Annotated in this window: 14 protein-coding genes; 8 read left to right on the top strand and 6 right to left on the bottom strand. The window is 60.8% G+C overall.

Annotated features, from left to right (window positions below):
- Positions 1-2 precede the first annotated feature (2 nt).
- Together rpoB and HUU46_17825 are read right to left on the bottom strand one after the other, a co-directional pair.
- A complete protein-coding gene (gene rpoB, locus HUU46_17830; GenBank protein NUM55512.1) occupies positions 3-3,863 on the bottom strand; it encodes a DNA-directed RNA polymerase subunit beta in 3,861 nt (1,286 codons plus the stop codon).
- Between the two features lie 514 nt (positions 3,864-4,377).
- Positions 4,378-6,117, bottom strand: a complete 1,740-nt coding sequence (locus HUU46_17825; protein ID NUM55511.1) for a hypothetical protein — start codon at positions 6,115-6,117, stop codon at positions 4,378-4,380.
- A gap of 105 nt (positions 6,118-6,222) precedes the next feature.
- Between HUU46_17825 and xth the strand changes: the two genes are divergently transcribed.
- The 7 genes from xth to aspS all read left to right on the top strand — a co-directional run bounded on the left by xth (position 6,223) and on the right by aspS (position 14,143).
- Positions 6,223-6,990 carry an exodeoxyribonuclease III gene (gene xth, locus HUU46_17820; protein NUM55510.1) on the top strand — a complete coding sequence of 256 codons (768 nt, stop codon included), beginning with the start codon at positions 6,223-6,225 and terminating at the stop codon, positions 6,988-6,990.
- Positions 6,990-7,574, top strand: a complete 585-nt coding sequence (locus HUU46_17815; protein ID NUM55509.1) for an ATP:cob(I)alamin adenosyltransferase — start codon at positions 6,990-6,992, stop codon at positions 7,572-7,574. The genes xth and HUU46_17815 overlap by 1 nt, the downstream gene beginning before the upstream one ends.
- A 478-nt stretch (positions 7,575-8,052) precedes the next feature.
- A complete protein-coding gene (zwf, locus tag HUU46_17810) occupies positions 8,053-9,519 on the top strand; it encodes a glucose-6-phosphate dehydrogenase (protein ID NUM55508.1) in 1,467 nt (488 codons plus the stop codon).
- 74 nt (positions 9,520-9,593) lie between these two features.
- Positions 9,594-10,505 (top strand): ThuA domain-containing protein, encoded by a 912-nt coding sequence (locus HUU46_17805; GenBank protein NUM55507.1) that lies wholly within the window; start codon positions 9,594-9,596, stop codon positions 10,503-10,505.
- 706 nt (positions 10,506-11,211) lie between these two features.
- On the top strand, positions 11,212-11,376 hold the full coding sequence (locus tag HUU46_17800; GenBank protein NUM55506.1) for a hypothetical protein: 165 nt from the start codon (positions 11,212-11,214) through the stop codon (positions 11,374-11,376).
- 175 nt (positions 11,377-11,551) lie between these two features.
- A complete protein-coding gene (locus tag HUU46_17795) occupies positions 11,552-12,223 on the top strand; it encodes a carbohydrate-binding family 9-like protein (GenBank protein NUM55505.1) in 672 nt (223 codons plus the stop codon).
- A gap of 144 nt (positions 12,224-12,367) precedes the next feature.
- Positions 12,368-14,143 (top strand): aspartate--tRNA ligase, encoded by a 1,776-nt coding sequence (gene aspS / locus HUU46_17790; GenBank protein ID NUM55504.1) that lies wholly within the window; start codon positions 12,368-12,370, stop codon positions 14,141-14,143.
- Between the two features lie 157 nt (positions 14,144-14,300).
- On the opposite strand, the gene HUU46_17785 is transcribed toward aspS, so the two are convergent.
- On the bottom strand, positions 14,301-14,993 hold the full coding sequence (locus HUU46_17785) for a uracil-DNA glycosylase family protein (GenBank protein NUM55503.1): 693 nt from the start codon (positions 14,991-14,993) through the stop codon (positions 14,301-14,303).
- An 8-nt stretch (positions 14,994-15,001) separates the two neighbouring features.
- Between HUU46_17785 and HUU46_17780 the strand changes: the two genes are divergently transcribed.
- On the top strand, positions 15,002-16,024 hold the full coding sequence (locus HUU46_17780) for a hypothetical protein (GenBank protein NUM55502.1): 1,023 nt from the start codon (positions 15,002-15,004) through the stop codon (positions 16,022-16,024).
- Between the two features lie 32 nt (positions 16,025-16,056).
- Here the strand turns inward: HUU46_17780 and HUU46_17775 are convergent, their stop codons facing one another.
- The 3 genes from HUU46_17775 to HUU46_17765 are packed head-to-tail and all read right to left on the bottom strand — an operon-like array spanning position 16,057 to position 19,469.
- Entirely contained in the window at positions 16,057-16,488 is a 432-nt protein-coding gene (locus tag HUU46_17775) for a hotdog fold thioesterase (GenBank protein ID NUM55501.1), read from the bottom strand.
- 27 nt (positions 16,489-16,515) lie between these two features.
- Complete coding sequence (locus tag HUU46_17770) at positions 16,516-17,307, bottom strand: hypothetical protein (GenBank protein NUM55500.1); 792 nt, start codon at positions 17,305-17,307, stop codon at positions 16,516-16,518.
- The gene (locus HUU46_17765) at positions 17,304-19,469 is read right to left on the bottom strand and encodes an AAA family ATPase (GenBank protein ID NUM55499.1); all 2,166 of its coding nucleotides are present in this window, start codon (positions 19,467-19,469) and stop codon (positions 17,304-17,306) included. The genes HUU46_17770 and HUU46_17765 overlap by 4 nt, the downstream gene beginning before the upstream one ends.
- Positions 19,470-19,481 lie beyond the last annotated feature (12 nt).

The following is a 19,481-nucleotide window of genomic DNA, read 5'->3' as shown; positions in this document are numbered from 1 at the left end:
CGTTAGCCCTCCATTGGTTCTTCGGTTTCTTCTTCCTCGACGTCCACGCCGGTCTCTTCGACCTTCATGAGTTTGATGACATCGAGGCAGAGCGCCTGCATTTCGCGCACCAGCACGTTGAACGATTCCGGGCGGCCCGGATCGACGTCGCGGTCGCCCTTGACAATCGCCTCGTACGCGCGCGTGCGGCCCTGAATATCGTCGGACTTGATGGTCAACAGTTCCTGCAACGTGTACGCGGAACCGTAGGCCTGCAACGCCCACACTTCCATTTCGCCGAAGCGCTGGCCGCCAAACTGGGCCTTACCGCCCAACGGCTGCTGCGTGACGAGCGAGTACGGCCCGATGGCCCGCGCATGAATCTTGTCGTCAACCAGGTGGTTCAGCTTCATCATATAAATCTGGCCCACCGTCGTCTCTTGATCGAAGGGCTTGCCGCTGCGCCCGTCGCGCAGGCGAATTTTGCCGCTTGACGGCAGACCCGCCTTGGTAAGGTGCTCGCGTATCGTTTCTTCCGACGCGCCGTTGAATACCGGTGTGGCCACCTTCATACCGAGCGCGCGCGCGGCCCAGCCGAGGTGCGTCTCGAGAATCTGCCCGACGTTCATGCGCGAAGGCACGCCAAGCGGGTTCAGAATAATCTGGATCGGCGTACCGTCCGGCAGGAACGGCATGTCTTCCACCGGCACAATCTTCGCCACGACGCCCTTGTTGCCGTGGCGCCCCGCCATCTTGTCGCCGACGGACATGCGGCGCTTCGTCGCAACGAACACCTTCACGAGCTTGATGACACCCGGGGGCAGTTCGTCGCCGCGGCGCAAGTTGTCGAGCGCGCTGTCGCGGAACGCGATCAGCTTCGCCTCTTCCATCGCCGCCATGTTCACAAGTCGCGTGAGCTTCTGCTGGATGCGCTTCTCTTCAATGCGCATCCGCGCCAAGACGGAGTAGTCGGCCTTTTCGAGGTGCGACACCTTGACGCGCTTGTTCTTCTCGAGGACGAGTTCGTCGGTTTTATGGTCCACGACGTCTTCGAGAATCTTCAATCCAATCAAGTCGTCCTTCACGAGGTTTACAAACGTCTCGCGAATCGCGTCGATCTGCTCCTGGTATTCGCGCTTGATCTTGTTGACCTGCTGCGTCAGCGCGCCTTTGCCGGTCTCCGCGGTCTTCTCGCGGCGGCTGCAAATCTTCACGTCAACGATCACGCCTTCGACGCCGGGCGGCACCGTGAGCGACGCGTCGCGCACGTCCTCGGCCTTTTCACCGAAGATCGCACGCAGCAGTTTTTCCTCCGGTGCGAGTTCGGTCTCGCCCTTCGGCGTGACCTTGCCGACGAGAATGTCGCCGTGCTTCACCTTCGCGCCGATGCGAACGATACCGGTCTCGTCGAGGTTCTTCAGCGCCTCGTCGCCGACGTTCGGAATATCACGCGTGATTTCTTCGGGGCCGAGTTTCGTGTCGCGCGCTTCGAGATCGAACACCTGGATGTGGATCGACGTAAACGTGTCTTCCTTCACCAGGTCTTCGCTGATGATGATCGCGTCCTCGAAGTTGTAGCCTTCCCACGGGATAAACGCGACCAGCACGTTCTTGCCCAGCGCGAGTTCGCCGGAGTCCGTCGCCGGACCGTCCGCGATGATATCGCCCGAATGGATTTTGTCGCCCTTCTCGACGATCGGCCGCTGGTTGATGCACGTGTTCTGATTCGACCGGATGTACTTCTTCAGCGGATACACGTCTTCTTCCGCGCGGAACGGGTTCTCGTCCGTGTCCTTGCCCTTCTTGGTGTGGCGAATGCGGATCATCTCGCTGTCGACGTATTCGACGACGCCGTCGCGCTCCGCGCGAACGACCGTGCCCGCGTTCTTCGCGGTGACGTGTTCAAGGCCCGTGCCCACGACGGGCGACTCCGTCTTCAACAGCGGCACCGCCTGGCGCTGCATGTTCGATCCCATCAACGCGCGGTTCGCGTCGTCGTGTTCGAGGAACGGAATCAGCGCAGCGGCCACGGACACCAATTGCTTCGGCGACACGTCCATATAATCGACGTGCGACGGCTCGACCTGCGGGAAATCGCCGCGGTGACGCGTCAACACGGACTCGCCCGCCAGGCGGCGGCGCTTGTCAATCTCCGCGTTGGCCTGCGCGATGATGTAATTGTCCTCGTCGTACGCCGACAACATTTCCGTATCGTCGGTCAAACGCCCGCTGTCCACCTTGCGGTACGGCGTTTCGAGGAACCCGTATTCGTTGATGCGCGCATACGTCGAGAGCGATGCCATCAGTCCGATGTTCGGACCTTCCGGCGTTTCAATCGGACAGATGCGGCCGTAGTGCGTCGGGTGTACGTCACGCACTTCGAACCCGGCGCGGTCGCGGCTCAACCCGCCGGGGCCGAGCGCGCTCAACCGGCGCTTGTGCGTCAACTCCGCGAGCGGGTTGATCTGGTCCATGAAGTGCGACAACTGGCTGCGGCCGAAGAAATCCTTGATCACGGCGCTGACCGGCTTGGGGTTCACGAGGCTCTGCGGCGTGAGCTGGTCCTCTTCCTGGAAGTTCATGCGCTCGCGCACGGTGCGTTCCATGCGCACGAGGCCGATGCGCACCTGGTTTGCGAGCAGCTCGCCCACCGCGCGTACGCGGCGGTTGCCCAGGTGGTCGATGTCGTCCAACACACCTTCGCCGCCGCGCAGCTTCACGAGGTACTGCACTGTCTTGATGACATCTTCCTTCGTGAGTGTCTTCGTGTCCTGCGAGATATCGAGGCCCAGTTTGCGGTTGATCTTATAGCGTCCCACCGGCGCGAAATCGTAGCGCGACGCGTCGAAAAACAGCTTTTGGAAGAACGTGCGGCACGTCGCGTCCGTCGCGGGATCGCCCGGCCGGATGCGCGAATACACCTCGCGGTACGCGTCGTCCGTCGTCTGGGTCGGATCGAGCGACAGCGTCGTCGCCACCGACGAGTCCTTCGCATAATCCTCGGCATTGATGATTAGCATTTCCTTTGCGTGGGAATGCATCAGGCGGTCGATCGCCTGCGGCGTCAGTTCGTCCGCGGCATCCGCCAATATCTCGCCGGACTCGGGATCGATCACGTCCGCACCGACGATGCGGCCAACGAGGTCTTTCGGGTCGTGCGTCTTCGAACCGATCTTCACCTTCTGGCGGCCAAGCGTGACCGTCTCCATCCGGTAGAAGAGCTTGAGGATTTCTTCATTGTCCTCGTGCCCGAACGCGCGCAGGAACGCCGTCGCGATGATCTTCGACCGGCGGTCGATGGTGAGCCACAACACGTCGTTGACGTCGTACTCGAACTCGAGCCACGCGCCGCGGTACGGGATGATGCGCGCCGTCAGCAGCACTTTCCCGTTCTGGTGAATTTTCGTCTCGAACGACACGCCCGGCGACTTGTGCAACTGGCTGACAATGACGCGCTCCGCGCCATTAATAATGAAGGTGCCGGTCGGGGTCATCATCGGCAACTCGCCGAGAAAGACCTCCTGCTCGACCATGATCTTCTCGCGTTTCTCGCCGCCCACTTCTTCGTAGCGGACGAGGCGTAGCAGCGCCTTGAGCGAAGCGGCGTAGGTCATGCCGCGCTCCTGGCACTCGCGCACCGTATACTTCGGCGGGGCAAACGAGTAGTGAACGAACTCAAGGCGCGTCATGCCGTCCGGCGACGCGATCGGGAAGACGTCCAGGAACACTTCCTGGAGGCCCTTCGGCGACCGCTCGTCTGGCGGCACTTCCCACTGAAGGAAATCGTTGTAGGACTTCGTCTGGATCTCGATCAGATCCGGCAGGTCCATTTCATCCGAAATGCGGCCCAGGGACACACGTTCAAACTTAGGAACGACAGCCATTCGCAGACCCTCTATCCTCTAGGGGAACCGGGCGGCAATCCCGCCACAACGGCCCCACCTGACCTCAAACTACAGGCAGTATGGGCACGCCTAACGCGCGCCTGGATTTCAAACGGATTCGGCCCGGCACAGCCAGAGACACCTCACCCCGCTGCCGTTGATTTCGCCAAAAGACATACTTCTCCCGAAGGAAGCGCAAACAAGAAACATACCATGTCGAAAAGTGAATGTCAAGTCATTGGCCCGCTTTGGAAGACCAAAGCTTGCGCAGGCCCTGAAAACCGTCCCGCAACTGGCCGTAATGCATTTCTTATAGGAATATATTCCCGAACAGCGGAAAGGCAGCGAGCGCACCAGTGAACGAGAACGTTACGACTCCAGCTTGGACGCGCGTCACCGCAAATCATTTATTGGCAATGAGTTACGTTAATGCGTCGGCAATCGGCAGCGTGATTAGACTGAAAAGCGGCGACGGCTATATACGCGTAAGTTATTCATCTTCAATATCTTACGATCAACGAAACCCGGCCCTGTACCGTCTCGCGAACAGCGCGAACCCGCATCCCGTCAGCGCGACACCCACTCCCACAAACCCCAACATGCTCCGTGCCCAAAACTCCCAGACAAACTCGTTCCCGTTGACATAATCCGTCGATGCGACAAACGCCAGCACCGGGGAACACGCGTTCACCCAGAATCCATCCTCGTGCGGCCTGGTCGGCGGCGAGAAAAACCCGCTGCCCCGCAACGCCGATGCAATTGCGTACCCGGTTGCCAAGACGTTTACATATAGAATAAACGCCAGCGCGATACATGATTGCCGCTCCTTAACACATGATGCGGCCAGGAATCCGCATGCGATTCCAAGCAGGCCGCATACACCGATTGTAGCGACTCCCATCACGGCAATGGCCACCTGCCGCACGATCAACTGGCGCCAGTACAGGTTTTCCGGCCAAGTCCCCGGTACGGAAACGGGCAGCGCGGCGACTGCGGTCAGCACGACGATGAAAACACCGACCGTCGCCGCGCTGCGGACCTTTCCCCACAACACCGCCGCGCCGCTCAATGCGGTCATGCGAATCGCGTCAAGCGCGCCTTCACGGTATTCCTTCACGACAATCTGCACGCAATACGGCACGAACATTGCCGGTATCACCACCTGCTGCACTGCGAAGAACGCAATCATCGCATCCATCAGGCCCGCGCGGTTAAGCGTTAACAGGTACGCAGACAAAACGAACAACCAAACCGCAATCAGCAACAAGAAACCTGTTGCCGATGCGACTATCAATTCCCTCCGCTGGTGAACAAGGTCGTAACGGAGTTCCTTGAATGCGATCGGGTTCGCGCCGTCGGGGATTTCGCGTTGCGCCCTCGAACGACAAGAACCAGGGGCGTGAGCGCGCGCGGCGGCGCCGCCTCGACCGGTCCACACTTTCCGAAGGCGGCTGGACGCCGCCCTCCAAAACGTTGCGGCCAAACCGAGTTGAAGCGCCGAGCAACTGAGCACGGCAATCCCGTGATGCGCCGTGCCGGGCTGAAGCGCGATCGAAGCCGCGGACAGCGGCAAGATGTACCGTGAGGATTCGAACAGGTCAAATGTGCGCGACGGCAACAAATTGAAGACTGCCGCAAAGATGATCGGCACCAAAATCCACCCGCTCACAACGAACGTTGCCGCGCATGCGGCGACAACGCGGGCGTACGAATTGCGAAACGCGATCGAGCAGTACACGCCAATCGAGGCGCAGGCGGCCGCCGATGCGCAAAGGAGCACCGCAGCCTGGAATACTCGAACTACGTCCACGCCCACGTGAAAGTACACTGCCGCGACGACCGGCAGCAGTGATACGAGCAGCAGCCCAAACAAGGCGAGAAGGCCGAGTATCTTCGCGCCGACGAGTAGCGATGGCGGCAGGCCCGTCATCGCCAACATGTCGAGCGTATCATCGTCGCGTTCCGCGGTAAACGACGCCGCAGCGATCAGTGTGACGCCGAGAATTCCGAATCCCATCACGATGGTCACAACCAACGAAACGATCGATTCGCTCACGCCGCGGTACACGCCAGGCGGCTGCAAGCCCGGCGCGGGCCAACTCGCAAGAACCGGAATTACGCACACGCCCGCGACAAGCGCGACTAGCAGCGCCATACGCCACGTGCGGAGCGTGATAAGCAGCTCGCGTCGCAGGAGCGCGTACAGCGGCAGAAGCCGAACCGCCGGCGATTCGTTCGCCCGTTTCTCTCGCACCGATCTTGCTCCCATTGTCGTCTAACGCTAACACAATCGTCGCGTTGCATACGCGCAAACCGCGCCGTATGATTGCCTCACGATTTCTTGCGTAGAAGGTGCGTTATGACGACTTTAGTTTCATGGAACGTAAACGGCGTGCGCGCGGCGGGGCGCAACGGGTTTCTGCAATGGCTCGATGTGATGCAGCCGGACATCGTGTGCCTGCAGGAGACGAAAGCGCATATGGGCGACGTCGAACCCGCGCTGCGCGAGCCGAAGGGCTATTCGAGTGTCTGGCAGTCCGCCGTGAAGAAGGGGTACAGCGGCGTCGCAACCTATTTCAAGACCAGGCACGCGCCGCTTTCGGTGTCGCCCATGGGCATTCTTGAATTCGACAACGAAGGGCGCGTGCAACTGGTCGAATTCAAGGACTTCACGCTCATCAACGCCTACTATCCGAACTCGCAGGCCGAGCGCGCGCGCATCGAGTACAAGCTCCGCTTCTGCGACGCCATGCTGAAGCTGTGCAACAAGCTGCGCAAGGCGGGGAAAAACGTCGTCGTGTGCGGCGATTACAACATCGCCCACAAGGAGATCGATCTCGCGCGGCCCAAAGACAATCGCGACAGTCCGGGCTTTTATCCGGAAGAGTGCGCAAGCATGGACAAGTTCATCAAAGCGGGATACATCGACACGTTCCGTCACTTCACGCCCGACCCCGGCCACTATACGTGGTGGTCATACCGCAGCAACGCCCGCGAAAAGAACGTGGGCTGGAGAATCGATTACCACTGCGTCAACGCGGAATTCATTCCCCGCGTGAAGAAAGCCACCATCCACGCGGACGTCCACGGCAGCGACCACTGCCCCGTCTCGATCACGGTGAAGTAATGCGACGCCGATCACAGGTCACGAGCAAGCGCGGCGACACGGGCGAGACCACCACGCTTGGCGGCGACGACGTCGCGAAATCGCACCCCGTCATCGAATGCACCGGGTGCGTGGACGAACTGCGCGCATACATCGCCCTCGTGCGGCACATGACGCTCGCCCAACGCCCGGACGACGCCGAAGCCGCCGTCTTTCTGCTGTGGCTGTTGCATTGTTGCTTCGCCATCGGAAGCCAATGCAGCGATCCGCGAAACGCTCATCCCGAATTCCGCAAGGTGGACATCGACGCGTCGCACGTGAAAACGCTCGAAGCGTTTCAACAGAAGATCGAAGAAGAAGTGCGCCTTCCGAAGCGGTTCATTGTGTCAGCCTCCAACGAACTCGCCGCGCACGTCGACCTGATGACCACCATCGCCCGCCGCCTCGAGCGCGCAATCGTACGCGTGAAGGAGCTCGAACCGGCATTCGAGTGCGGCACGATTCTCGTTTTTGTCAATCGCATGAGCGACACCCTCTACATGCTCGCGCGCAAGTTCGATAACGGCACGCACCAGACCGTCGATTACACGATCATCGAGCCATAGTCGGAATGAAAGACCGGCAGCAAAACGCAAAGCCCATACCGAAGCTGCTGCAGTGGTGGTGGCGCATCTCCTGCCGCACCGAATTCCTCTGTGACAACTGCAAATACGACCATCCCTCCGCCTGTTCACGTCCTCAACGCCCCAACGCGGTCAAGTGCCCCGACTACACACCGAAGGGGAAATAGTAAGCAGCGAGGAACGAGGCGGAGATTCGCCGACGTTTACCGGAAACAGTCACCGCGCATGAAGGACAGTCTTCCGTTGAATCGGTGTCGCGCCGCGCGGCGGCAGTCCCCGATTGCGCCAGCCCGCTATTCGCTATTTCGGCCGCTTGCTTCCTCTCTTCCTCCACACCTGTGATATCGTGTACACCATTCGCCAACGGAAGGACCACTGCATGCCTGTACAGCCTACGACCACATTCGACATGAAAGTCTCCCCCGGCGACGGGTCCCGCTACCGTCTCTCCGAACAGCAAATGGCGACGATCACAATCTTCGGCGCGACGGGCGACCTCGCGCGGCGCAAGCTGTTCCCCGCCGTCTACAATTTGTGGAACTCCGGTTTCCTTCCCAAGCGCATCGCCGTCGTAGGCGTGGCGCGCAAGCCGAAATCCGACGGCGAATTCCGCGCGGAGATGTGCGAGGCGTTGAAGAAATATTCGCGTTCGGTCGACGGCTTGGGCGACGCCTGCGACCCCTTCGTGTCGAACCTCTACTACCAACAGGTCGAATTCAACGAACCCGGCCACTACGTGAGGTTGCGCGAACGACTCGAAGGGATCGAGAAGAAGAACAACATGACCGGACACAGACTGCACTACATGGCGGTCGCGCCGGAATTCTTCGCGCCGATCATCGAACAACTTGGCGACGCCGGCCTGACGCGCCACATCAACGGGGGGCCGTGGTCGCGCGTCGTCATCGAAAAACCGTTTGGGCACGACCTCGACTCCGCGCGCGCGTTGAACAACCGAATCGGCAAGGTGCTCACCGAAGATCAGGTCTACCGGATCGACCACTATCTCGGGAAGGAAACCGTCCAAAACATCTTCGCGTTCCGCTTCGGCAACGCAATCTTCGAGCCGCTGTTCAATCAGAAATATGTCGACCACGTGCAAATCACGATGGCCGAGACCGTCGGCATGGAAGGACGGCGCGGCGCGTTTTACGATTCCACCGGCGCGCTGCGCGACGTGCTGCAGAACCACGTCCTGCAACTGCTCTGCCTCGTCGCCATGGAGCCGCCCGCAATCTCCGGCGCTAAAGCGACGCGCGACGAAAAGGTGAAGGTGCTCGCGGCAGTGGACGTACCGGCAGACGAACCGCTCGAACGTTGGTGCGTGCGCGGACAATACACGGAGGGCGCCGGCGTAAAAGGCTACCTATCGGAAGAGGGCGTTGCGCCCGATTCCGTCACGGAGACCTACGTCGCGCTGCGGTTGCGCATCGACAACTGGCGCTGGGCCGGCGTGCCGTTCATGTTGCGCACGGGCAAGTGCCTGAAGGAACGCGTCACCGAGATCGCCGTGCAGTTCAACGATCCGCCGACGCACTTCTTCCGCGACATCGGCATTCCCATGCCGCACGCGAATACGCTCGCATTCCGCATTCAGCCGGACGAAGCCATCTCGCTCCGCTTCAACGCGAAGCCGCCCGGCATGGAAATGAATATCGCACCCGTGAATATGGACTTCACCTACGGCGAGACATTCAAGGACGCGCTGCCGGAGGCGTACGAGCGCCTGATCCTCGATGCGCTCCGCGGCGATTCAACATTGTTCATGCGGTCCGACGAGATCGATTACGCGTGGCAGATCGCGACACGAATCGCGGACCAATGGAAGGGCGCGCCGGCCCCGGCGCTGTATCGCCCGGGCACCTGGGGGCCGGCGGAAGCGGACAAGCTGTTTGAGACGTGTGCGGGGAAATGGCGCACGCCGTAGCTGCGTTTGACTGTTTCCGCTTGGGGGGCTAGTCTAACGCCGGTGCAAACGGGGTACGATCGAGGGACATAATCATGAAGTACGCAACCATTCTAATGGCAATCTCTATGCTAATTGGCGCATCGGCATACGCGGCGGAAAACTGCGGCGTCTTTCTCAGCAAATCGGCGGGGTTCGAGCATAGCTGCATCAAGTGGGACGAGAACAAGCAGCACCATGTAGGCAATGTGCTCACCGGGCTCCAAAAAGACATGGGCATCGAAATCTTGCTGACCAAGGACGGCAGCCTCATCAACGCCGAAAACCTCAAGAAATACAAAGTCGTGATCTTCTACACAACCGGCGACCTCACGACCGAAGGCGGGGACAAACAGCCAGCCATGAGCCCGACGGGACAAGCCGAGCTGCTCGACTGGATTGGCGCGGGCGGCGGATTCATCGGCTATCACTGCGCGTCGGATTCGTTTCACCAGCCCGAGGGTGGCGACGTGACGCCGTACGTCAAGATGCTCGGCGGCGAGTTCCGCGCGCACCACAAGCAGTTTGCCGGCACGCTTAAAATCGTCGACCCGTCACATCCCACGATGGCGAACGTACCCGCGGATTGGAACATCCTCGACGAGTGGTATCTGTTCAGAAACTTGAACGCGGAAACGATGCACGTGTTGGCGTTGCTCGATCCCGGCCCGGAGCGGCAGGTCCAGGAACAATACAACATTCCGAGCTATCCCATCGTTTGGTGCAGCGCATACGGCAAGGGCCGCGTTTACTACAACGCCATGGGCCATCGCGAAGACGTGTGGGACAATCCAATCTTCCAGAAGTCGGTCGTCGACGCCGTGCACTGGGTAATGGGCCACGGCCCCGCGCAAGCCGAACCGAATCTGAAAAAGCTCATGAGCGACGAAGACCTCGCCAAGGCGCAAGCCATTCAGCCCGCGAAGGAAACCGCTCAACTTCCCGTGCCGTCGAAAAAAGAAAAGTAATACGGTCTTATCTCCGTCAAGACGCGATGGCGGCGCCGGCCTTACGTGGGCCGGCGCCGCTACGGTTTTTGCGCCAGCGGGACTATCCCCAATTTCACTTCGATACACTCGCGCCTCGTACGCCACTGCACCGCGAAATTGGGGGCTGTCCCTCCCATGTCCAAATCTCGCGAAAGGGACTGTCCCAAATTTCGCCCCAATGCACGCGCACCTCGTACGCAACTGCACCGCGAAATTCGGGACTGTCCCTGCTTCGCCCCAATCCAAAATCCGAAATCGAAAGTCCGAAATTGAAAAGAGGTTGGCCGCGCCCGCAGCGGTTCGGACGCGGCCCTGGGAAGATAGAGGGGGGGACCCTCGTGATGGAATGCGGCTTTAACTCTCTGTCAGTTTACTAGCTGACTTCCGGTCGCCCTTGGGTGACCTTCTGCATACTAATACCGCGAACGGTTCGGCGCGTTACACGCCCTTCGTAACCCGAAAAAAATGAACGGCTAACATTGGACGAATAGTCTGCGCCTATGATTCGTGCGTTCGGACAGTTGAACAACGCCAATCCCCAGGGCTTCCGTGGTCCAATCCGCCACATCCTTACATGCTCCGACCTCGAACTGCGGAAGCCCTTTCTTCAATTTAGACGGTCCGCGCGACGCGGATATTCAAATAGAGTTGATTTCGGCAGTCTGCAGTTTCCCGGGACAGAGATATGAACGAAGGATACGTGTACGAGCAGTTCGGCGTTTGGTGGATATTCATCGATCCCGATCTCCGCGGGCCCATCCGCTTGATCGGCCCGTACCGCACGCGCGAGTTCGCGCAGGAGGCGCTCGCCTCGCTTTCGATCACAACGCCGCTTCCCACCGCATCGTGAACCGCGTTCCATCGATCGATTCCGAGATTCCGTGATTGCTCGCCCCATACACCTGTCGCCATTAGTCTCATTGCACTCATAGCTCCCATTGGTCCCAATCTTCCCTCCCCGCCACGTTGCACCCCGCCCGCCGCGCGCTTACCATTACCCAAACCACCGCGCAGGAGCTTCACCAATGCCGACCAAGCGATACACCATTCGTGCGACCGCCGCCCGACCGCACCTCGACGGAGACTGGGACAGCGCGATCTGGTCCAAGGCGGATACCGCGGCGATCGACTGGTTTCATCCGATGAGCAGCGATCACCGTCCGGAAACGCATGCACGCGCGCTGTACAGCGCGGAAGGCCTCCACATCGTTTTCCGCGTGAAGGACCGGTACATTCGCAGCATCGCGACGGAATACAACGGCAAGGTGTGGGAAGACGCGTGCGCGGAGTTTTTCGTACAGCCGCGCGCGGACAAGGGCTACTTCAACCTCGAAATGAACTGCGGCGGCACGTTTCTCCTCGGATACGCAGAAACGCAGCCGGACGGCAAGAAGGAATCCGAGCGCGTGCCGTGGGAACTCGCGTCACGCATCGAGACTTATCATTCGATGCCGGAGAAAGTCGACCCCGAAATCGCCGACGCAAAGGAATGGCGCATCGAGTACTACGTGCCGTTCGCAATCTTCGAGAATTACGTCGGCCCCCTCGACAACGTTGCCGGCCAAACCTGGCGCGGCAACTTCTATAAATGCGCCGAGAACAATTCCCACCCGCACTGGGCCGCGTGGTCGCCCGTTGGCGAGAAACTCAATTTCCACCAACCGGATAAGTTCGGGGAGATTGCTTTCGAGAACTGAGCGCCCGCGCCTGCGCCTCCCGAAATCGCCGTGCGCCGATTCGCACCGTGCCGACGTCCCGACAGGAAATCCCGATCGCTCATTTGACAACTTGCCCATCGAACGGTAGGCTAGCCGGTTTAACTAGCCGGGAGTATTTGGTTTATGCATCCCTTTCGTACGCGCACCTGCGGTGAACTCCGCCTCGAACACGCCGGCGAGACCGTTCGCCTGGCGGGCTGGGTCCATCGCAAGCGCGATCATGGCGGCGTAATCTTTATCGATCTCCGCGATCACTACGGCATCACCCAGATCGTCGTCAACCCGGACAAGGAATTCTTCGCCGCCGCCGAAAACGTGCGTCAGGAAAGTGTCGTCGTCATTTCCGGCAACGTCGTGGTACGCACCCCCGAAACCGTTAATGCGAACCTCGCGACGGGCCAAATCGAAGTCGTCGCCGACGCGTTCGCCGTCGAATCGGCCTCGGAACAAATTCCGTTTCCCGTCAACCAAGACCTCGACTGCCCGGAAGAAACGCGCCTCGCGTACCGCTTTCTCGATCTGCGCCGCGAACGTCTGCACTCGAATATTCTTTTGCGCTCGAAGACCGCGCAACTCGTGCGCGCGCACCTGACCTCGCGCGGGTTCACCGAATACCACACGCCGATTCTCACGAGTTCCTCGCCGGAAGGCGCGCGCGACTACCTCGTACCCAGCCGCGTCTACCCCGGCCACTTCTACGCGCTGCCGCAGGCGCCGCAGCAGTTCAAGCAGTTGCTGATGATCAGCGGATTCGACCGCTACTTCCAAATTGCACCGTGTTTCCGCGATGAGGATTCGCGCGCGGACCGCAGCCCCGGCGAGTTCTATCAGATCGATATGGAGATGTCCTTCGTCACGCAGGATGACGTGTTCCGCGAAGTCGAGTTGATGCTCGTGCGCGTATTCAAAGAACTGTCGAACAAGACCATTCCATCCGAAAGATTCCCGCGCATTCCGTTCCGCGAATCGATCGAGAAGTACGGCACGGACAAACCCGACATCCGCTTTGGCCTCGAAATGGCCGATTGCACCGACATCTTCGGCGCATGCGAATTGAAGGTGTTCAGCAACGCGATGAAGTCCGGCGGCGCAATCAAAGTCATTTGCGCGAAAGGCGTCGCCACACAACCGCGCAAGTTTTTCGACGATGCCGAAACGTTCGCGAAAGGAGAAGGCGCGAAAGGCCTCGCCTGGATCGCGCTGCGCGACGGCGAGATGAAAGGCCCGATCGTAAAGTTCCTCAGCGAGACCGAACGCGCCGAACTCGTCAAGCGCACCGGCGCGGAAGAGGGCGATGCCCTGTTCTTCGGCGCGGGCAACCGCGCCGAAACGAATGCACTCATGGGCAAGGTCCGCGTCTACCTCGGCAATGCGCTCGGCATGATCGACAAGAACATCGCGGCATTCTGCTGGATCGTGGACTTCCCGATGTTCGAGTGGAACGAGGACGACAAGAAGATCGATTTCTCGCACAACCCGTTCTCGATGCCGCAGGGCGGCATGGAAGCGCTCACGACGAAGGACCCGCTGGACGTGCTCGCGTTTCAGTACGACGTTGTGTGCAACGGTATCGAGCTGTCGTCCGGCGCGATCCGCAACCACCGGCCCGACATCATGCTCAAGGCCTTTGAAATCGCCGGCTACACCGAGGACGTCGTGAAATCGAAGTTCCCCGCCTTGTGGAACGCCTTCCACTACGGCGCGCCCCCGCACGGCGGCATCGCGCCCGGGTTCGACCGCATCGTCATGCTCCTCGCCGACGAGCCCAACATCCGCGAAGTCATCGCATTTCCGCTCAATCAGAAGGCGCAGGACCTGCTCATGGGCGCGCCAAACACCGTCACGCCCAAACAACTCAAAGAACTCAGCATCGAGATTAAGCTACCGCCGAAGGCCTAGCAGAAAGCAGGTGGGGCGAGAGTGGGACGCGGGCGGGGCGAGAGTGGGGCGCGGGCGGGGCGAGAGTGGGGCGCGGGTGGGGCGAGGCTCCGTCCGAGCCGGACGTCCGTCCGGACGTAGCCTGGCCCCACCCACATGCGCATTGCGTTAACTTGCGTTACAGCAACTTTTTCACCCGCTTTCGCAGCGCGGGAATGACGTCCTTTTCGAACCACGGATTGTTCTTGAGCCAATTGGTATTGCGTGGCGACGGATGCGGTATTGGCAAGTATCTCGGATGGTATTCGCGCCAATTGTATACCGTTTCCCTCAGCGAGTTCTTGATTCGATCCCCAAGATAGTGCCGCTGCGCGTACTGTCCCGCAAGGATCGTAAATTCAATCTTCGGCAATAGCGCGAGCAATCTCGGAAGCCAATGCCGCGCGCACTCCGGCCGCGGCGGCAAATCTCCGCCGCGCGTGTTCCGTCCCGGATAACAGTACCCCATGGGGATTATCGCGATGCGCGTTTCGTCGTAGAACGTATTGCGATCCACGTTCATCCACATCCGCAACCGGTCGCCGCTCGGGTCGTTCCACGGAATGCCCGTCTCGTGCACGCGCGTCCCCGGCGCTTGCCCCACAATCAGAATACGCGCTGTGGCCGAGGCGCGCAGCACGGGCTTTGGCCCCAGCGGCAATTCGGCTTCGCACAGGCGGCATGCCCGCACGTCGCGTAACAGCGCATCGAGCGGTGTTTGGATTCTCGCGTTCACGGAACATACAGTGTGCGAATGGCTCGCGAATCGCAAGTGAGAACATCGCGGCCGCCGCGCCGACTCATTGAAGCGGCCCCGAGTCGCGGCTATCATCCTGTCCCATGAAAACGATACTGCCCTCGATCGCGTTTCTTCTGTGTCTGCTCGTTTCGACACCGCGCGCATCCGCGCAGGAAAAGAAGGCGCCGCCTCCGCCTGTATATCCCAAAGTCGATAGTTCGATCTGGTATCAGGTCGATGCCGCGTGGCCGAACAAGCCCGCGGACTTCACATGGGCGGCGGTGCCTGGCGTTGCAGTGGACAAGGACGACAACGTCTATCTCCACACGCGCAGCACGCCTTCTGTCCAGGTCTATGCACCGGACGGAAAACTACTGCGCAGTTGGGGCGTCAACACGGGCGCGCACCATATCAAAATCGACCGCGACGGCAATGTGTGGACCTCCGACATTAAGGAGCACACGATCCGCAAATACACACCGGCCGGCGCGCTGCTCATGACGCTCGGCACGCCGAACGAAGCCGCTGAAGACGGCCAACACTTCTACATGCCCACTGATATGGCGTTCGCGTCGAATGGCGACATCTTCGTGTCAGACGGCTACGGCAACCAACGCATCGTGCATCTGACGAAAGGCGGCAAGTTCGTCAAGGCGTGGGGATCGATGGGCAGCGAAGACGGGATGTTCAGCATCCCGCACGCGATCGCCATCGACTCGAAAGACCGCATCTACGTCGCCGATCGCAACAACGTCCGCGTGCAAGTTTTCAATACGAGCGGCGAACTCGTCGATTCGTGGAAGAATATCGTCGTGCCGTGGGGATTCTGGGTTACACCGAACGACGAGTTGTGGGTCTGCGGCTCGTCGCCCATGTCGTGGAGAGAGCGCGACAAAAAGTATCCCACCGCGCCATTGGGGTGTCCGCCTCGCGATCAGCTCATCATGAAGTTCAACACCGAAGGAAAACTGTTGCAGTTGTTTTCGTTTCCGAAGGCCGAGGACGGCAAAGAGAAACCGGGCGAGTTGAACTGGGTCCACTGCATCGCCGTAGACGCGAAGGGCAACGTTTACCTCGGCGACATCATCGGCAAGCGGCTGCAGAAGTTTGTGCCAAAGCCATAGCGCGTTTACGTCGCTTGGGTCTTTTTCATCCTTCACCCTGCCGCAACCGGCAAGACCGCCGTTGTCAACCGGCACACGCACACCAGTTTTTCCGCCTCGTCCGCAATGCGAATCTCCCACACGTGCGTGGATTTGCCGATATGGATCGGCCGCACCGTGCCGGTCACGGTCCCGCTCGTGGCGGACCGAATGTGGTTCGCATTCACCTCGATCCCCACACAGCGCACCTTCGTCGCGTCGACCACCATGTACGACGCCATACTGCCCAAGGATTCCGCCAGTACGACGCTCGCACCACCGTGCAGCAACCCCGCGGGCTGATACGTTCGCTTGTCAACGGGCATCGTCGCGCGCACGTAGTCATCGCCGATCTCGATGAACTGAATGCCAAGCGGCTCGTGAATCGTGTCCACGGCCATCGCGTTCAACTGCGCCAGGGAATGCTTCGCGTTCCAGATCGGCATAACCGGCTCCTTGCTGGTGGGGGAGGGTTACCGGCGCGACAGAAAGTAGCGCTGGCCGTTGATATCCAAGGCCACGCCACGCAGGCTAACGTCCATTAGCCGCGCGCTAGTCCCCGGAATGTTCTCGCCGACGTAAACCTTTTGCATGTTGATCAGCGCAGACGCGCGCGGATTGCGATTATTGGGAATCCCCACTATGTTGATCTTCAGCGCGGGCAGGCCGAGGCGCACGCGCACGGATTCCGAGAGAATCGGAAGCTTCTCGACGTCCGTTTCGATGTCGGCCTTAGCGGTTCCTTCCGCGTTGGACGGCGTCACGGTCGCGGCGACGGTCGTTTGCGCCGGTTGCACCGGCGGCGCGGGTTTGGCCGGCGCCGGTGCGGGCGCGGCGGGCTTCGGGGCAACATCCGCTTTCTTTGTAGGCGTGGGCTTCGGCACGGCAGCGCTCGCGACCTTCACGGGTACCTGCTTCTCAGGCTCCGCGTCGTCTGCGACCGGCGCGACGTCTACCGGTTTGACCGTCGTGGTCACTGCCGCCGCCTCGACCGGCGCCTTGGCCGCTACCTGCCCGACGGGCGCTTCGCGCCGCAGGAATATCGACGCTCCGGCGAACAACCCTGCGCCGATTCCACCCAATACCGCCACACCAACCACGACGAGGAATCCCATTCGGACAATCGACGACGCACCCGCGCGCTCCCGGCCCAACTCAAGTTCGGGTTCGAGCGTCAACTCCTGCAGAGGCGTAGTCGGCGCGGCTTGTTCCCGGACCGCTTTCTCCTGCTCGAGCTTGCGCAGCGCATCGAGTATCGAGCTCATGGCGACGCCGCATCCGGTTCGGCGGGCACGAGGGGTAATCCGCCCGGCCATGCCGGGGCCGCATTGTTAGCCGGTGGTTGGCCATCCGTCGGCGGCGTCGACACCGGGGGCGCGCTCGGCTGATTCGCGGGCGCACTTTCGGCGGGCGCGGGTTCAGCCGTCGGCTGGGCCGGTGCCGGAGGCGCGACTGGCGCTTCGGCAGGTGGCGGCGGCGATTGTTCCGACGGCTTCGGTAACTCTTCCGCTTTCACATCCGGCGGACCGGCCGGCGATTCCTGGGGTTTCGGCGCGGCGTCCAACGGTCCCGACGTGCCAGGCACCTTGGCAACCTTCGCCTCAGGCTTTTTCTCCGCCGGCTTTTTGCTTTCCGCTTTGGCAGGCTTCTGCTCGGTGTCCGCCTCGGGCCGAGCAACAGCCTGCGCCTCATCGCGCGCGGCGTCCTGCAAAAGCACCGACGGCATCCCGCGCAAGCCCGGCGTGTTGAACCCTGGCAGCCAACTGCTCAGCACCATGCGCGTATGACGCCCCGCCGCGCCGTCGACGCGCAGGCCCGCGTCCTTCTGGATTGACCGGATCGCTTCCGCGGTCGCCTCGTCGAACGTGCCGGTCGGCGCGCGTTCGAGCCGGCCCAGCGTGCGCAACTGCACTTGCAGCACGCGAACGTCTTCACCACTCATTCCGTTTTTCAGAATGACGGTGTCCGGATACGGATCGCGCCACAGTATGATGGCTTCGTTCAGGTAGCAGTCGTTGATAAGGTCTCGCGGCGCGAGCGTGGTCTCGTTCGATGCCGTCGTGATCTTGAAATCGTTCCCTTCCGCGCCGATCACCGCGACCCAGATCGAACGGCTGCGCCCGTGCAGCTTGATGAGTGCCGGCAGGTTAATCGCCTCGATCTGGTCGAGCGTAAGTTTCATCACTTCCGTCGTCAGCCGGTTTGCGCCGGCAAATTCGGTCAGCGCATCCACCGAATCGTTCGCGGGGAGGTTCGTCAACAGTGCTAGGTTCCACGCGCGCAGAATCGCTTGAACCGCTGCGGTACGGCTTGCCGTCGGGTCCTGCCGATCGACCAACCCCGCGAACGTCGTGTCCGTCGGCAGGGGCACGGGAGGCGGCTCCGCCTGAACGGCCTTCTCGACAGGCACCTGCGCCGCGAACGCGACCTCGCGCGCGATGTTCGAATTCTTGGTCTGCGCCGCGGCCGTAGGCTGTACAGCCGCTGCCGGCGGCGGTGCAGGCTCGAACACGCTGCGATCGCGCAGGAAGACCGCCAACAGCAGCACCGCAATGCCCGCCGTAATTACGGCCGGGTTCGGCAACCACGCGCGGACCTGAGGCCAGATGCTGCGCCGGGGCTGTTCGCCGCGGACTTCCTTCCACGCCTGCCGCGCGATGGCCGGGCCGATGTCGCGGATTTCTTTCGTGTAACCGATGAGTAGCGAACGGTCGCACAGCGCGTTGATAACGCGCGGCGTGCCGCCCGATATCTTGAAGATTCGCTTGATGGCGGAAGCGGTGAAATAGATCCGCCGACGCGCGCCTGCCACGCGCATCCTGTACGCGATGTACTGTTTCGTCTCGTCCGCGCTGAGCGGGTGCAGGTGGTACCGCGCCGTAATGCGCTGGTTGAGTTGCCGCAGCTCGTGAAGTCCGAGCACCTGCATCAACTCGGGCTGCCCAATCAGCACGATTTGCAGCAGTTTTTGCGTTTCCGTCTCGAGGTTCGAGAGCAGGCGGATTTGTTCGAGCACGGGCGGCGCGAGGTTTTGCGCCTCGTCGATCACCAGCACGCAATTCTTCCCGCGCGCGTTGCGCTCGAGCAGATACTCGTTCAACTCGTCGATCAATCCGCGCGTGGTGCTCGCCGTCGTGGCAATGCCGAAGTCTTCGTTAATCTTGCGCAGCAGCTCCTCCGGCGAAAGATACGGATTGAAAATGAACGCGACTTCGGTGTTTTCGTCAAGTTGGCCGAGCAGCGTGCGGCAGATCGTCGTCTTGCCCGTCCCTATTTCGCCCGTAACCATGACGAACCCGCTGCGGTTCTTGATTCCGAAAAGCAGGTGCGCAAACGCTTCCTTGTGCTTCTCGCTCAGATACAGGTATTTCGGGTCTGGCGTGAGATTAAACGGCTTCTCTCGCAGTCCGTAATACGCTTCGTACATCGGGGTCCTCGT

The organism is Candidatus Hydrogenedentota bacterium, from assembly GCA_013359265.1.
In the GTDB taxonomy this organism is placed as follows: Bacteria; Hydrogenedentota; Hydrogenedentia; order Hydrogenedentales; family SLHB01; genus JABWCD01.
Note: the sequence above shows the minus strand (reverse complement) of the source record. Positions and strands in the feature narration are given on the sequence as shown.